The sequence below is a fragment of the Pseudomonadota bacterium genome (assembly GCA_008501635.1).
GTDB lineage: Bacteria > Pseudomonadota > Gammaproteobacteria > QQUJ01 > QQUJ01 > QQUJ01.
Genome location: QQUJ01000007.1, coordinates 31140 through 47160, shown reverse-complemented (window position 1 = coordinate 47160; position 16021 = coordinate 31140). Strand labels below are relative to the sequence as shown.

Below are 16021 nucleotides of genomic sequence, written 5' to 3'. Positions count from 1 at the left end.
CGCATTCATACTGTCTACACTTAAGGCTGCGCGCGGTGCTGGTGCCGACCGATTGATGATAGACAGTCATACTAACCTGCATACGCCGACAAGAGCGATTGCCGCAGACACAGGATGTGCGTAAGCGGTTGCCGTTTGCAGGGACTCCTTAGGACAAGATGCTTTAAATAATCCGTATACAGGCTATCGGTCCGCAACGGGCGGGTAGCCGGTTAAGAAGTGGGTATCCCGATCCGGGAGACCATGGACCAATGGCACCTGAAGGCACCCTTTGGGGAGGAGAGAGAAAATGTTACACAAGCTTCGTATTGCCACCGCTGCAGCACTAGTACTAAGTTGTACATTGATTGCGCCGTCCTCCATGGCGGAAACGACACTGCGCCTATCGTCCTGGCTGCCGCCGGGCCACCCTATCGTCCGGGATATGATCATTCCCTGGACAGAGCAGGTCGCCGAGGCCACACAGGGGCGCGTCAAAGTCAACGTGCTGCCCAAACCGCTGGGTAAGCCGCCCGCTCACTTCGATCTGGCCAAAGACGGCGTCGCTGATGTGACCTTCGGCGTACATGGCTATCAGCCGGGTCGCTTCCTGCTGACCAAGGCGGTGGAGATGCCGTTCCTGGGTGACAGTGCCGAATCGACCTCGGTCGCCTATTGGCGCGTTTACAAGCAGTACATGGAGAAGGCCAACGAACACGACGGCGTGACGCTGCTGTCGGTCTTCACCCATGGCCCAGGTCATATCTTCAACTCCAAGCGAGCCGTCAATGCTCTTGAAGATCTTAACGGCCTGAAGATCCGTGTCGGTGGTGGTGTAGTCAATGACATCGCACAGGCCATCGGCGCCACCGCGCTGCTCAAACCTGCCTCGCAAGCGTACGAACTGATGTCCAACGGTGTGGCCGACGGTGTCTTCTTCCCGAGCGAATCGGTCGCCTCGTTCAAGCTGACCAAACTGGTGCATTACGGCACGCTGGTGCCCAAGGGGCTCTACAACACCAGTTTCTTCCTGGTCATGAACAGCAAGACTTTTGGTGAACTGCCCAAAGCGGACCAGGACGCGATCATGAAGGTCTCCGGTGAGAACTTTGCGCGGCTTTCGGGCAAGGCGTGGGACAACGTCGATCAGATCGGTATCGCCAGGATGAAGGAAGACGGCGTCACGCTTTCAACCGCTTCCGATGCGCTGGTGGGGCAGATCAAGAAAGCGACGGCCGGTGTCGAGCAGGGGTGGGTGAGCGAAGCCAACGCCAAGGGCGCGGATGGCGCCGCCATCATGAGCGCGCTGCGTGCAGAGATCGCCAAGATCGAAGGCAAATAGTTGAGTTCAGGTGAGTTCAGGCAGTAATCAACCGGCGTCTGAAGTCGCGGCGCCGTCTGGCGGCAAGGTGGGGATGGTGCTCCACTGGCTGTTGGGCGGCGTCGCAGCCGTTTTGCTGTTCTGCATGATGGTGCTGACCTTCGTCGACGTGATCGGACGCTACTTTTTCAATGCCCCCGTGCCGGGCGGCTTCGAAATCACCGAACTGCTGCTGGCCACGCTGATCTTTGCCGCATTGCCGCTGGTCACCCTGAGCGGCGAGCAGATAACGGTCGATCTGTTCGACGCCATGATCCCCTCATCGATCCAGCACTTTCGCGATGCCTTGATCTCCCTCCTCAGTGGTCTGATCCTCTTCGTCCTCTGCGTCAGCATGTGGGAGAAGGCCGACGAAATGCTGAATTACGGGGATACCACCGCTATCCTGAGCATTCCCATCTCCCCGCTGGTCTATTTCATGAGCGGGATGCTGGCCTTCACCGGAGTGGTGTTGCTCGGCATGGCCTGGTGGACGCTGACCGGACACGATCAACTTCACAAAGACAGGCTCTGATGTCGGAAGCGTTTATTGCCTTTGCCGGCATGCTCGGGCTGATCGCCCTGCGCGTGCCCATCGCCTTCGCCATGGGTATCGTGGGATACATTGGTTACGGGCTTGTGGTCGGTTGGGAGCCCGCGCTGAAGATGGCGACGACAGCGACCTACGAGACGGGCCTCTCCTATAGCCTCTCGGTGGTGCCGCTGTTCATCCTGATGGGTAATTTTGTCTCCCGGGCCGGGCTCTCCGACGAACTCTATCAAGCCTCCAATGCGTTTCTCGGGCACCGGCGCGGCGGACTCGCCATGGCGACCGTGGTGGCCTGCGGCGGTTTTAGCGCGGTCTGCGGATCGAGTCTCGCCACCGCTGCAACCATGTCGAAGGTGGCCTATCCACCGATGCGCCGCTTCGGTTATTCGGATGCGCTGGCGACCGGCAGCATCGCTGCGGGCGGCACGCTGGGGATTCTCATTCCACCCAGCGTCATCCTGGTGATCTACGGCATACTCACCGAATCGGACATCGGTAAGCTGTTCATTGCCGGTGTGGTGCCCGGCATCCTCGGCGTGATGCTCTATCTCGTCGCCGTCATGATCACGGTGCGGCTCAATCCAAAATCGGGTCCGCCCGGCATTCGCACCGGCTGGCACGAGCGACTGATAGCCTTGCGCGGAGTGTGGGGCGTAGTGGTGCTTTTCGTGTTGGTGATTGGCGGTATCTACGGCGGTGTGTTTACGCCGACCGAAGCCGCCGGTATCGGCGCCTCGGGGAGTTTCCTGTTTGCGCTGGCCCGCCGGCGACTGACCCTGAGAGGGATTTTCGACGTCCTCGTCGAGAGCGTGCGCACCACCAGCATGATCTTTTTCGTGCTGATCGGCGCCTTGATGTTTTCGAACTACATCAACATCACCAGTCTGCCTACAGGGTTGGTCGAGTGGGTCACCTCGCTCGATGTCTCGCCGCTGATCGTGGTGGTGCTGATCATGGGCGTTTATGTGATCCTCGGTTGTGTGCTGGAGAGTCTCTCCATGATCCTGCTTACAGTACCCGTTTTTTATCCGGTGATGGTGGGACTCGATTTTGGTGATTTTATGGATCCGGAGATGGTGCTCATCTGGTTTGGCATCGTGATCGTGGTTGTCACCGAGATCAGTCTGATCACGCCACCGGTCGGATTGAATGTCTTCGTGCTGCGCAGCGTACTGCCGGAGGTGAAACTCTCCACCATTTTCCGCGGGGTGACGCCGTTTTGGTGCATGGATATCGTGCGCCTCATGTTGCTGGTCTTCATCCCGCCGCTGTCGCTCTATCTCCCATCGCTCATGGGTTGACGCCCCTGTGAACCACAGCCGCGCCAGCCTGCACGTGCATCACCCGGGGTTCGGCCGGCTGTGAGCTCACAAAACCCCGACATGAAAACGCTGGTGACGCAGCTTTGTGCAGGACGCGTCGATGTTCTCGCGCGCGCGATTTCCGCGCTGGAAAGAAACGTCACCTGGGCCGGCGAGTTGCTGGCGGCGATCCAACCGCATCTCGGCAACGCCCGGGTGATTGGACTGACGGGGGCGCCGGGAGTGGGTAAATCGACCTTGACCGGCGCACTGGTCGCCGAGTTGCGGCGGCGTGAACTCAGCGTCGGCGTGATCGCCGTCGATCCCTCCAGTCAACGCAGTGGCGGCGCGCTGCTGGGCGACCGTCTGCGCATGACCGACCATATCGGTGCCGATCCCGGTGTGTTCGTGCGCTCCGTCGCTTCACGCGGCAGCCTCGGCGGGCTCGCGCCGGTGGTGAGCCAGGCCGTGGATGTGATGGATGCCGCCGGACGCGATGTGATCATCATTGAGACCGTCGGCGTCGGACAATCGGAAACCGCCATCGTCGAGGTGGCGGATGTCAACGTTCTGATCTGCGCCCCCGGTCTGGGCGACGAGGTTCAGGCACAGAAGGCCGGGGTGCTGGAGGTGGTCGATCTGGTGCTGGTCAACAAGGCCGATCTGCCCGGTGCGTCCAGCTACGCCGAGCGGCTTGCGCTGACGCTGCACGGCAGCGGTCGCGAACTGCCGGTGCTGCTCACCGATGTGTTGAACGGGTCCGGGCTCGCGCCGTGCGTGGATGCGATGTTGAAGGTCGCGGCAACCGCAACGCCTGAACACCGGCTGCTGAAACGCCGCCGGCATCTGCGGCGCCTGTTGGCCGAGGCGTTGGCGCAGCGTTTGCTGGCCGAATGGAATATTGGGGAGAGTGATCATCTCGATCGTCTCTGCGATGCGATTCGCGCCGGTGAGACAACCGTACCGGAAGCGCTCGATCAATTGATCGATCAACGCCGAACGCAAGACTGAACAGGGGTTACTTCAAGTCGGCGAGGGTCCCGGGTGTGTCGATATCGGTCAGCACTGCCGCATCGTCCATCGCCAGATCAAAGACCAGATCGGGATACTGGCGCATCAGCCGGCGCGCACCCACATCGCCCTCCAGTGCCATCATTTCGGGGAAGAACCGCCGCGACCAGAGCACCGGATTGCCGCGCGTCCCCTCGAACGTGGGCACGATAATGCTGCGCCCCGCATCGGGTGCGAAGGCATCGAGGATGCGCGCCAGATGCGCGGCGGTGACCAGCGGCATATCGCCGAGCAGGACGACGACGCCGTCGATGCCGGCGGGGAGCGCGGCCAGGCCGGCGCGCAGCGAGGAGGAGAGACCACTGGCGTAGTCGGGGTTGTGCGCCAGCGTGATGTCGTGAGCGCTGAGAGTGGCGGCGATCTGTTCGTGCTGGTGTCCCGTCACCACCACCACACCGGCCAGGGGAACGCCCAACGCGGCATTGACGGCATGGCGGACCATCGGAGTTCCCGCTACCGGCCGCAGCAGCTTGTTGTCATCCCCCATGCGCTGCGAGCGGCCCGCGGCCAGCACGATAGCCGCGATTCGGGGCTGCTCTGACTTCGCCCGTTCGTTGGATTTTGCGTCACCCTCCGGCTTGGCGCGCTGCCCGGGCAACAGTCCTCCGCAGCCCCATCGGGCCATCTCGGTGTCGCTGGGGGGGTGGCCCGCGACGATGCGCGCCAGCAGCCCGTCGAGCCCGTTGGGTTTGGGTGAACGGGCGCAGCCGGGCAGTACCAGGATGGGGGTGTCGTCCTGCCGGGCCAGCACCAGCATGCTGCCCGGTTCCAGGGGGAAGCCGAAGCGCTCGATGCGGCCACCGCTAAGGCGGATGCCTGCGGGGATCATGTCAGCGCGATCCACGGTGGCCGAGGCGGCGCCGATGATGATCAGTTCGCACCCCGCGCCGCGTGCCCGGGCGATCGCCGCGGCCACCGCCTGGGGCTGGTGCCCGCAGGTGATCTCCAGGTCGATACCGTTACCCAGTTGTACCAACCGCCGCTGCATGCCGTCACGGAGCTCGCTGGTTCGTTTTTCGTCGCCTGCGCCAAGCCGGGTCAGGATCAGCGCGACCCGCAGTTGCCGGAACGGTGCAACCGCGATGCGGGTTGCGCTGGCGTCGATGGCGTCAAGGCAATGTTCCAGGCGCTGGCCGGGAATGGCGAAAGAGGCGATTTTTACGCGTGTCACCAGGTCCCCGGGCGCGACCCGCTGCCAGGGCGCCGCAGTGGCGACCAGCAGGTCCTCGTCGAGCAGATTGAGTGCTTCGATACGGTGGGGATCGAGTCGCACCAGACCGGCGACATCGGCCACCAGGTTGCAGTGGCCGGCGCCGGGTCGTGCGGCGTGGGTCCCGTCGCCCTGCAATACGGCCGCTACCTGGGCGGCCGCCTGATTCTCGTCCACGTCCTCGACATCCAGACGACAGCCGTACACAGACTCGCGGTTGGCCGCTCGCAAGGCTTCGATTTCGGGCGCTCCCAGGCGCCGTCCCTTGCGCAGCGTGCGCTCGGGCAACCGCAGGCTATGAGCGAGCAGCACGCCTTCAGCGTCATGCAGCGGAAACTCGCCGAAGATCATGGCATCACCTCGCGGTTGCGCTGCTCGACGATCTGCGCCAGGGCAGCGACTGCGATCTCCCCCGGTTCGCGGCCGCCCAGATTCAAGCCAATGGGCGCGTGGATGCGCGTCAAATCGGCGCCCGGCACCTGTTCCCTCAGCCGCTCCAGGCGTGCTGCGTGGGTGCGGCGACTGCCGAGTGCGCCGACGTAGAAGGCGGGGCTCTGCAGCGCCGCGCACAGCGCGGGATCGTCGATCTTGGGATCGTGAGTGAAGGTCACCACCGCGGTGCGCTCGTCGGGATGCAGCTCGGTGAAGGCCTGCTCCGGCCATTGTGCGCGCAGTTCGGTGCCCGGGAACCGCTGCGCATCGGCGAAGGCCTGACGGGGATCGACCACCACGACATCGAATCCCGCCAACGCCGCCATGGGTGCGAGGAGCTGGCTGATGTGCACCGCGCCGACGATGATCAGCCGCAACGGAGGTGAGTAGCTGCGCACGAACAGCCCTTCCCCGGCCAGCGATGCGCTGCGGTTGTTGAGCAACAGCTGGCGCACTTGCTTGAGCTGCTCGAGGTTGAGTTCCAGATCGCCCCGGCTTTCGTTGCAGCAGACCAGCGCTTGCGCGCCGTCGGCGAGACGGGTGACCAGGGCCAGCGAACGATGCGCCTGTTGGAATGCACGCAGCTGGTCGAGCAGGAGACGTTTCACCGCAGAGGCTCCACGTAGACCTGAATGGTCCCGCCGCAGGAGAGTCCGACTTCCCAGGCGCGTTCGTTGGTGACGCCAAAATCCAGCATCTGTGGCGTGCCATCGCGAATCACCGTCTGCGCTTCCTGAACCACCGTGGTCTCGACACAGCCGCCGGAAACGGAACCGGAAAATTCGCCTCTGTCGTTGACCAGCAGATGGCTGCCCACCGGTCGCGGCGACGAGCCCCAGGTTTGGACCACGGTCGCCAGGGCGACGCCGAGGCCGGCGTCGAGCCACTGCGCGGCCTGTTCCATCAACTCCTGATCGCCGGGGTGCATCGCAGCGCGTGCCTAGGTGGGCCCGGGCCGCGCAGCGGGAGCCGCGATGCCGAAGGCGCACAGCCTGAAAAAATCTTCGGTGATCTGCGCGATCGACATCCCCTTGCCGGGCGTGTACCAGCGTGACATCCAGTTGCACATGCCGAGAATGCCATAGGAGGCCATTTTAGGATCGAGATCGGCCTGGAACTCACCCGCCGCCTGGCCTTCCGCGACCAGCTGGACCCAGAGGTCGGTATACTCGCGCCACACCTTGCGCAGCGCGTCGAGTTTCTTCTGGTCCTTGAAGATGTGGTTCTCGCGCAGCATGACGGTGGTCTCCAGATACCCGGGACTGTAGCTGCTGAGGTGCATCTCCATGGCCGCATGAAGCTTGCCCAGATGGTCGCCTTGCGCGGCCATGATATTGCGCAGGTTGCGCAACAGGATATTGCTCTGTGGCAGGATCAGTTCGAGCAGGATGTCCTCGCGGCTTTTGAAGTAATAGTAGATCCCCTCACGTTTGATGCCGACTTCGTTGGCGATGTCTTCGATGGAGGTCTGGGCAACGCCCTTGCGCTCGAATATCTCGGCGGCCCGGCGCAGAATCTGTACCCGTCGTGACATGCTCCGCTTCCCGTCCCTTAGCTGTGAGAAGGATTTACTGGTTGTAAAATACGATTTCTAATGTACTGATTCACCCTTTATTAAGCAATAGATTATTTTACAGGTCTGTAAAAACGACATTTACAGCGATCCTGGATTTTGTTAGCGTTTCAAGAGCGGTGCCGCAGTCTAAAATGGTTCTAAGAACGAGTGTGCGGCGTCGGGGATCGAGGAGGAGAGGAGATTACACGCTCTGATCGTGGCGGACCATCGGCCCGGCGCGCCCAGTGCGAGTGCCCTCGCCCGACCCGACCCCGACAACCAGACCAATCCGGCACGGGAGGAGACAGGGTGAGCGCATTCAAGGCTGAGATTCCCTACGGCGCGTACTGGAGTACGCCCTTTGCACGATGGCAGGGAAGCTTCGCGACGCTGCACAGCGTGCGGTTTGCCGCCGAAGTCGTGCGCGACGAATTGCAACGGCGCGATATCCCCGGTTCGATCTTCGACTACGGAGTGCTGGGCACCAGCGTGCCGCAAAAGCACAGTTTTTACGGTCTGCCCTGGCTGATGGGGATGGCGGGGGCACTCCAGGTCGGCGGGCCGACCATCGCCCAGGCCTGCGCCACGGGAGCGCGCTGCCTGCTGGCCGCGACCCAGGAGATCGAGACCGGTCTGGCGACCGCGGCGCTGGCGGTGACCTGCGATCGCACCTCCAACGGTCCGCACCTCTACTACCCCAATCCCCTGGGTCCCGGCGGCACCGGCGATCACGAGAACTGGGTGATGGACAATTTCTCCTGCGATCCGCTCGGCAACCACGCCATGATCCAGACCGCGGAGAACGTCGCCGCAAAACACGGAATCACCGCCGCCGAGCAGCACGACGTGGTGCTGCGGCGCACCGAGCAGTACCGCATGGCCCTGGCCGATGATGGGGCCTTCCTGAAACGCTTCATGACGCTGCCCTTTGCCGTGCCCAACAGCAGTTTCCGCAAAACGGTCGGGCAGTTGACAGGGGACGAGGGCGTCACGCTCTCAACCGCCGAGGGGCTGGCGAAGCTGCGTCCCGTGGTGAACGGCGGGACCGTCACCTTCGGCGGACAGACTCACCCGGCCGACGGCAGCGCGGCCATCGTTCTTGCGGCTCCGGAGCAGGCGCGGGCGCTGAGCCGCGATCCCGCCATCGTCATCCGCCTGCTCGGTTTCGGTCAGGCGCGCGCCGAATTGGCCTACATGCCCGAGGCCACCATCCCTGCCGCAAAGAACGCCCTGGCGATGGCCGATCTGCCCATCGCCCGCATGGACGCCATCAAGTCGCACAATCCCTTTGCGGTGAACGACATCGCCTTTGCCCGCGCCACGGGCGCCGATGCCATGACCATGAACAACTACGGCAGTTCGCTGATCTGGGGCCACCCCCAGGCGCCGACCGGGATGCGGGCGGTGATCGAACTGATCGAGGAACTGGTGCTGCGCGGCGGCGGTTACGGGCTGTTCGAGGGCTGCGCCGCGGGCGATACCGCCATGGCGGTGGTGCTGCAGGTGGATACCCGCTGATGAGCGCCTACCCGGATCTGCCGCCGATCTTCCCGACGGTAGTCCACATGCTGGCCGATGCAGCCGCACGCGCACCGCACCATCCCGCGCTGGAGATGGGCAACGAAGCGCTCACCTACGGACAGTATCTGAGCTGTGTCGCCGGTTTTGCCAATGAATTGATCGAGCACGGTGCGCGCGGCGAGCGGGTTGCCCTGGTGCTCGGTAACTCGCTCGATATCGCAGTGGCGATGTTCGCAGCGCATGCCGCGGGTGCCCAGGTGGTGCCCCTCAATCCCATGTACTCGACGCGCGAGCTGGGTGAAATCCTCGCCGACGCCGAGCCGCGGGTGATGGTATACGATGAGGCGGCCGCCGAACGGGTACAACCGTTGGTGACCAAACCTGGCATTGCCTGCGCGGTCCATGTCGGCGGCGCTGCCGGACGGCGCCTGATCGCCTGGGCCGACGAGGCGCGGGAGCTCCCGCAGCCGTCGCCTGATCCCGAAGAGCTGGCGACGCTGCAATACACCGGCGGTACCACCGGCATTCCCAAGGGAGTGAACATCACCCACGGACAGATGGCGCTCAACATCAGCCAGCGCGAGGCGCTGCTGCCGACGCGCCCCGAGAGCGAACGGCTGCTCTGCGTCATGCCCATGTTCCATGTCTACGCCGTGGCCATGGCGTTGCACCTCACCTGCTATTGCCGTGGCACCCTGGTGATTCTGCCGCGCTACCGCCCCGACTGGGTGCTCGGCGCCCTGGCCGAACGGCGCATCACGCTCTTTCCCGGCAGTCCGACCATCTACACCGGACTGATGCAGCACGAGGATTTTGCGCGCACCGATTTCTCGGCGCTGCGCCTCTGTTATTCGGGCGCCGAGCGCCTGCCGGTGGATACGCTGCTGGCCTGGGAGCAGGCCACGGGCTGCAAGACGCTCGAAGGCTTCGGTCAGTCCGAGTCCGGCCCGGTGCTGTGCTTCAATCCCGAGCGCGGCGAGCGCAGGCCGCTCTCCGTGGGGATCGCCGTGCCCTACACCGAGATCCAGATCGTCGATACCGAAACCGGCACCCGCGTATTGCCCACGGGGGAGCCTGGCGAGATCCGTGCCCGTGGACCGCAGATCATGCACGGCTACCGCAACCGGCCCAGGGAAACGGCGGAGACCCTGCGCGACGGCTGGCTCCACACCGGCGATCTGGGCTATCTGGATGAGCAGGGTTATCTGTTCATCGCCGGGCGCAAGAAGGAGATGGTGATCGTCGGTGGCTTCAACGTCTATCCGCGCGAGATCGAAGAGCTGCTCTGCGCCCACGACGAGGTGCTGGAGGCGGCGGTGGTCGGAGTGCCCGACAGCTATCGCGGCGAGCAATTGCGCGCCTATGTCGGCCTGCGGCCGGGCAGCACGCTGGACGGCGAGGCGCTGCGCACCTATTGCACGGCGAACCTGGTGAAGTACAAGGTTCCCGCGTTGATCGAAATTGTGGACGCATTGCCGCGCACCACGGTGGGCAAGATCGACAAAAAGGCGCTGACGGCCATCGCGGGCGCGGAGGCGGGCGTATGAACGTTGCCGACTGGATCGACCGCCACGCCGATTTCACGCCGGACAAGATGGCGCTGCGCTACGGCGAGGGTGGCTACAGCTACGCCGGTCTGGCCGTCGCCGTGGCGCGCCTGGCCGGCGTGTTGCAGAAACGGCTGCGGGTGCGGGCGGGCGATCGCGTCGCCTACGTAGGCTACAACAGCCCGGAGATGCTGATCCTGCTGCTGGCCTGTGCACGCGTCGGCGCGATTTTTCTACCCCTCAACTGGCGGCTGGCGGCACCCGAGCATCGCGCCATCGTCAACGACTGCGAACCGGTGGTGCTGTTCGCGCGCGAGGAGTTCGTCGCGCGGGTGGAGGAGAATCGCGGACGCATCGCCTGCCGCTCACTGGTAACCTACGGTCAACCCGCGCAGGGCTGGCTGGGCTATGCCGATCTGCTCGAGGACGCCGTCGCGCTACGCGGCCGCGACAGTCAAGCGGGCTACGATGCACCGCTGCTGCTCTGCTACACCTCAGGTACTACCGGCTTGCCCAAGGGCGCGTTGCTCAGCCAGAACGCGCTGCTCCATGCCGCCATCAACAGCGCCCATATGCACGACCTCACCAGCGAGGATCGGGTGCTGACCAGCTTGCCGCTGTTTCACGTCGGCGGGCTTAATATCCAAACCCTGCCGGCGCTGCATGCTGGCGCTACGGTCACACTGCAAGCCACTTTCGATCCGCTGGCGACCCTGGCGGCCATCGCCGAGCAGGCGATCACGCTCACCGTCCTGGTGCCGGCGCAGCTGGTGGCCATCCTGGCCACACCGCAATGGCAGACGACCGATCTCTCCAGCCTGCGCGTGATCAGCACCGGATCGACGCTGGTTCCCGCCTCGCTCATCGCCGCGGTGCATGCGCGCGGCGTGCCGCTGATCCAGGTCTATGGCGCCACCGAAACCTCGCCCATCGCCACCTACCTGACGCGCAGCGATGCCCAGCGCAAACCCGGTTCGGCGGGAAAAGCCGCTCTGCACTGCGAGATGCGTATCGTCGACGAGCAGGACCGTGAGGTGGCGCGCGGTGCTTCGGGCGAGATTCTGATTCGCGGTCCCAATGTGATGACGGGCTACTGGAACCAGCCCGAAGCCACGGCGGCGTGCCTGCGCAACGGCTGGTATTACACCGGCGACGTGGGCCATCTCGACGCCGAGGGTTATCTCTACGTCGATGACCGCAAGAAAGAGATGATCATCAGCGGCGGCGAGAACATCTACCCCGCCGAGTTGGAAAATCTGCTGGCCGGGCACGAAGCGATCGTCGAGGCCGCCGTGGTCGGTCGGCCCGATGCCAAGTGGGGCGAGATCCCGGTGGCGGTCGTGGTGCTGAAGAACGGCCACACGCTGGATCGCGAGGCGCTGGCGAGCTTCTTCGAAGGCAAGCTCGCCCGTTTCAAACATCCGCGCGATCTGATCTGTGTCGACGCGCTGCCGCGCAATCCGCTGGGCAAGATCCAGAAACAGATACTTCGTGAAATGGTTGCCGCCAGCGCTGCGGGCGCAGCGGCAGGTTGAGGAGTTCACCGCTATGGCGTTGAAGATAGGAATCGATGTCGGTGGCACCTTCACCGATTTTCTGGTGGCCGGCGAAGGGCGCGAACCGCGTATCCACAAAGTGCTCTCGACGCCGCACGATCCGTCGGTCGCGGTGCTGGAGGGGCTGCGCGAGATTGCCGGATCGGAGACTCCGCCACAGTCGCTGGAGGCTTTCATCGGCGGCATCGAGACCATCGTCCACGGCACCACGGTGACCACCAACGCCACGCTGACGCGCACCGGCGCCAAGTCGGGCCTGATCACCACCCGCGGGGTGCGCGATGCGCTGGAGATGCGCCGCGGCATCCGCGAGGAGCAGTACAACAACCGCTATACCAACGTCGTTCCGCTGGTGCCGCGCTATCTGCGCGCCGGCGTCGGCGGCCGGCTGGATCGCGATGGCGGCGAGGTCGAGGCGCTGGACATGGAGGGCGTGCGCAAGGCTATCGAGCTGTTCCGCCAGGAGGGGGTCGAGGCGGTCTCGATCTGCTTCATGAACTCCTTTGCCAATCCCGCGCAGGAGCAGGCCGCGGCCGAACTGGTGCGCAGCGCGCTGCCTGACGCCTACCTCACCGTCTCCGCCGATCTGCTGCCCTCGATTCGGTTCTACGAGCGGGTCAGCACCACGGCCCTCAACAGCTACGTCGGCCCGATCCTCAACCGCTATCTCAACCAGCTCACCGGGCGTCTCAAGGAGGCCGGATTCCAGGGGATACTGCTGATCATGCAGTCCAACGGCGGCGTCATGTCGCCCCAGGTGGCGCGCGAGAAGGCGGCGCTGACGCTGCTCTCGGGACCCGCGGGCGGACCCGGCGCGGGACTGGCGTACGCGCGGGCCCATGGCCACGAGCGTTGCATCGTCACCGACATGGGCGGCACCAGCTTCGAAGCGGCGCTGGTGGACAAGACGCCGGTGATGGTCAACGACGGCACCATCGACCGCCTCAAGATCGCGCTGCCGATGCTCGGCATCCACACCATCGGTGCGGGCGGCGGCTCCATCGGCTGGATCGACGAGGGCGGCCTGCTGCGCATGGGGCCGCAGAGCGCCGGCGCCGATCCGGGTCCGGCCAGCTACAGCAAGGGGGGCACGCTGCCGTGCACCACCGACGCCAACCTGGTGCTGGGCTATCTCAATCCCGACTACTTTGCCGGTGGCAAGATGAAGCTCGACCTGGAGGCCGCGCGCCGTGCCATCAAGGAGCACATCGCTGACAAGCTCGATCTCAGTGTCGAAGAGGCCGCCGCGGGCATGTACCGTGTAGCCTGTACCAACATGGCGCAGGGGGTGCGCGAGATCACCATCAAGCGCGGCTTCGATCCGCGCGAATTCCCGCTGGTGGTGGCGGGCGGCGCCGGCCCCATCCACTCCTGCCTGATCTGCGAGGAACTCGACATCCCGTTCCAGATCGTGCCGCGCGAATCCTCCATCCTCTGCGCCTCGGGGATGCTGATGAGCGATCTCAAGCACGATTTCGTGCGCACCTTCGTCGCACCGCTGGCGAGCGTGGATTGGGAACGGCTCGCGCAGCTGATCGGCGACATGGAGACCGAGGGCGGACGGCTGCTCGACGAGGAGCGCATTCCCAAGGGGCAGCGCACCCACGTCGTCAAGTTCGACTGCCGCTACCTCAAGCAGTACCACGAGGTCTCCTTCGAGGTGCCGCGCGCGGCGCTGGAGGGGCGCAATGTCGCCGCGATCACCAGGGCTTTCCACGCCGAGCACAACCGTCTCTACGGCTACTCGCTGGAGGAGCAGGGGGTGCCGGTGGAGATCATCAACGTGCGGGTGCAGGCCATCGGCAGCACCGACAAGCCGGTCTACCGCGAACTGCCCCATGCCGGCGCCGATGCCGAACACGCGCGCAAGGGCAGCCGCGCCATGTACGTCTTCGAAACCCGCGAGTTCCAGGAGGTGCCGGTCTACGATGGGCATCGCATGGCCCGCGGCAACCGGCTTGCAGGACCCGCCATGATCGAGGAGGAGACCACCGCGATTTTCGTCTCGGCGGCCTTCGACTGCGTGGTGGACAAGTACGGCTCCTTCGCCCTTTACCGCAAGGGACGCGAAGATTTGGTCGCCGAAGCATTGAAGACAGGAGGCAAGGCATGAGCACCCAGGTCGATCCGATTCTGCTGTCGGTCTACGCGCGCACCTTCAAATCGATCACCGACGAGATGAGTCTCTCGGTGCAGATGACCACGCGCTCGCCGATCCTCTGCGAGGCGAAGGACTTCGTCACCGGGCTCTACGACGCCGAAGGCAATATGCTCGAACAGACCGAGAATCTGCCCATCCTCGCCTTCTCGCTGGCGCCGGTCTGCAAATACATCATCGAGTACTTCGAGGGCGATTTCAGCGAAGGCGATGTGATCTTCCACAACGACGTCTTCAGCCTCGGCAACCAGAACAACGACGTCGCCGTCTACAAACCGGTCTTCGTCGACGGCGAGCTGGTGGGTTTCACCGCGGTCAAGGGCCACCAGGCGGACATCGGCGGCGCGGTGCGCGGCGGCTACAACCCCAACGCCACCGAGGTGTGGCAGGAGGCGCTGCGTATCCCGCCGGTCAAAGTCTACGAGAAGGGCAAGCTGCGCAAGGATGTCTGGGATCTGATCTTTGCCAACATCCGCCTCGACATCGTCCAGCACGACATGCGTGCGCAGATGGGGGCGTGCACCGTGGGCGAGCGGCGCCTGCAGGATCTGGTACGCAAGTACGGGCGCGCGAGTTTCGATGCGCACAAGGCGGCGCTGTTCGAGGCCTCGCGCAAGATGATCGAGGCCGAGATCGCGCAGATCCCCAACGGCGTCTATCAAGGCGAAGGGATGATCTATTTCGACGGCCACCATGACGGCAGCGAGTTCACCATCCGTGTCAAGATCACCGTCGAGGATCGCAAGATCACCTTCGACTACAGTGACACCGACGCGCAGACCGACGGCTTCGTCAACGGCACCTTCACCTCCAGCGCCTCGGCCACCATCCTCACCTTCCTGCAGATGGTCAATCCCGACATCCCGCACAACGAGGGGATGGTCGCGCCCATCGAGATCATCATCCCCGAGGGGACGGTGCTCAACGCCAGTTACCCCAAGGCGACCACCTTCGGCAATCATCTCTGCCCGCCCAACGCCGACGCCATCATCCGCGCGCTGGCGCCGGTGATCCCGGAGCGGGTGACGGCGGGGTGGAACAACCTGCTCTGCTCGCTGACCACCGGCGTCGACCCCCAGCGCAACGAGCCCTATGTCGATATCGGCTTCATGGGGTTGAAGGGCGGCTCGGGCGCCATGAAGGGCACCGACGGCTACGACCACATCGGCATGATCGATGCCTCGGGGGGTGTGCTCGATCAGGACTACGAGATGTTCGAGCAGATGACGCCGCATCGGCTGGTGCGCCACGAGTACATCCCCGATTCCGGCGGCCCCGGCCAGTGGCGCGGCGGACTGGGCGTGGTAACCGAATTCGTCATCGGTTCCGACGACACCCAGCTGGTCACCTTCGGCGACGGCGATTTCGAGCCGGCCTTCGGCCTCTTTGGCGGCGAAGGCAGCATCCTCAACACCATCCAGCTCACCTATCCGGATGGGACGAAGGTGGTGCCGAAGAACAAGGACCTGATCAAGGGCGTGCCCAAGGGCACCTTCTATCACCAGATCGCCGGCGGCGGGGGCGGCTATGGCGAACCCGGTAAACGCGATCGCAAGAAACTGGCCGCCGAGGTGCGCAACGGCGTGATCACCCCCGAACAGGCGCGCGACGCCTACGGTTATGAGCCGTCCGCCAGCCTGACAGGGAGCCCAACAAGTGCTAGGTAGACCCGCAACTTCAGAAAGGATTTTTGGCGAGTTCCTTCTCCCCAGGGGAGAAGGAGGGGATGAGGGGAGGGACTTCGATCCCGTGACGCCCCTCACCCTAACCCTCTCCCCGAG

13 protein-coding genes are annotated in these 16021 nt (G+C 64.2%); 9 read left to right on the top strand and 4 right to left on the bottom strand.

Going from position 1 to position 16021, the window contains the following annotated elements; translation table 11 throughout:
* Nucleotides 1-289 precede the first annotated feature (289 nt).
* The 4 genes from DWQ09_02275 to DWQ09_02260 all read left to right on the top strand — a co-directional run bounded on the left by DWQ09_02275 (nt 290) and on the right by DWQ09_02260 (nt 4201).
* A complete protein-coding gene (locus DWQ09_02275; protein KAA3629976.1) occupies nt 290-1321 on the top strand; it encodes an ABC transporter substrate-binding protein in 1032 nt (343 codons plus the stop codon).
* 73 nt (nt 1322-1394) lie between these two features.
* Nucleotides 1395-1874, top strand: a complete 480-nt coding sequence (locus DWQ09_02270; GenBank protein ID KAA3629975.1) for a TRAP transporter small permease — start codon at nt 1395-1397, stop codon at nt 1872-1874.
* Nucleotides 1874-3190: a TRAP transporter large permease gene (locus tag DWQ09_02265; GenBank protein ID KAA3629974.1), complete on the top strand. Its 1317-nt coding sequence runs from the start codon at nt 1874-1876 to the stop codon at nt 3188-3190. The genes DWQ09_02270 and DWQ09_02265 overlap by 1 nt, the downstream gene beginning before the upstream one ends.
* An 81-nt stretch (nt 3191-3271) precedes the next feature.
* The gene (locus DWQ09_02260; protein ID KAA3629973.1) at nt 3272-4201 is read left to right on the top strand and encodes a methylmalonyl Co-A mutase-associated GTPase MeaB; all 930 of its coding nucleotides are present in this window, start codon (nt 3272-3274) and stop codon (nt 4199-4201) included.
* A gap of 7 nt (nt 4202-4208) precedes the next feature.
* Here DWQ09_02260 and DWQ09_02255 read toward each other — a convergent pair whose 3' ends face one another.
* Genes DWQ09_02255 through DWQ09_02240 form a run of 4 tightly spaced genes read right to left on the bottom strand, consistent with a single transcriptional unit; the run spans nt 4209 to nt 7437 of the window.
* Complete coding sequence (locus DWQ09_02255; protein ID KAA3629972.1) at nt 4209-5822, bottom strand: 4-diphosphocytidyl-2C-methyl-D-erythritol kinase; 1614 nt, start codon at nt 5820-5822, stop codon at nt 4209-4211.
* Nucleotides 5819-6511 carry a xanthine dehydrogenase gene (locus DWQ09_02250; protein ID KAA3629971.1) on the bottom strand — a complete coding sequence of 231 codons (693 nt, stop codon included), beginning with the start codon at nt 6509-6511 and terminating at the stop codon, nt 5819-5821. Before DWQ09_02250 ends, DWQ09_02255 begins: the two co-directional genes overlap by 4 nt.
* Nucleotides 6508-6831 (bottom strand): XdhC family protein, encoded by a 324-nt coding sequence (locus DWQ09_02245; protein KAA3629970.1) that lies wholly within the window; start codon nt 6829-6831, stop codon nt 6508-6510. Before DWQ09_02245 ends, DWQ09_02250 begins: the two co-directional genes overlap by 4 nt.
* A 12-nt stretch (nt 6832-6843) precedes the next feature.
* The gene (locus DWQ09_02240; protein ID KAA3629969.1) at nt 6844-7437 is read right to left on the bottom strand and encodes a TetR/AcrR family transcriptional regulator; all 594 of its coding nucleotides are present in this window, start codon (nt 7435-7437) and stop codon (nt 6844-6846) included.
* A 330-nt stretch (nt 7438-7767) separates the two neighbouring features.
* On the opposite strand from DWQ09_02240, the gene DWQ09_02235 reads away from it, so the two are divergent.
* Genes DWQ09_02235 through DWQ09_02215 form a run of 5 tightly spaced genes read left to right on the top strand, consistent with a single transcriptional unit; the run spans nt 7768 to nt 15907 of the window.
* Nucleotides 7768-8976 (top strand): thiolase family protein, encoded by a 1209-nt coding sequence (locus DWQ09_02235; GenBank protein KAA3629968.1) that lies wholly within the window; start codon nt 7768-7770, stop codon nt 8974-8976.
* Nucleotides 8976-10526 carry a long-chain fatty acid--CoA ligase gene (locus DWQ09_02230; protein KAA3629967.1) on the top strand — a complete coding sequence of 517 codons (1551 nt, stop codon included), beginning with the start codon at nt 8976-8978 and terminating at the stop codon, nt 10524-10526. The genes DWQ09_02235 and DWQ09_02230 overlap by 1 nt, the downstream gene beginning before the upstream one ends.
* Nucleotides 10523-12061 (top strand): long-chain fatty acid--CoA ligase, encoded by a 1539-nt coding sequence (locus DWQ09_02225; protein ID KAA3629966.1) that lies wholly within the window; start codon nt 10523-10525, stop codon nt 12059-12061. Before DWQ09_02230 ends, DWQ09_02225 begins: the two co-directional genes overlap by 4 nt.
* 13 nt (nt 12062-12074) lie before the next feature.
* A complete protein-coding gene (locus DWQ09_02220; protein KAA3629997.1) occupies nt 12075-14195 on the top strand; it encodes a hydantoinase/oxoprolinase family protein in 2121 nt (706 codons plus the stop codon).
* Complete coding sequence (locus DWQ09_02215; GenBank protein ID KAA3629965.1) at nt 14192-15907, top strand: hydantoinase B/oxoprolinase family protein; 1716 nt, start codon at nt 14192-14194, stop codon at nt 15905-15907. The genes DWQ09_02220 and DWQ09_02215 overlap by 4 nt, the downstream gene beginning before the upstream one ends.
* The last annotated feature ends 114 nt before the right edge of the window (nt 15908-16021 follow it).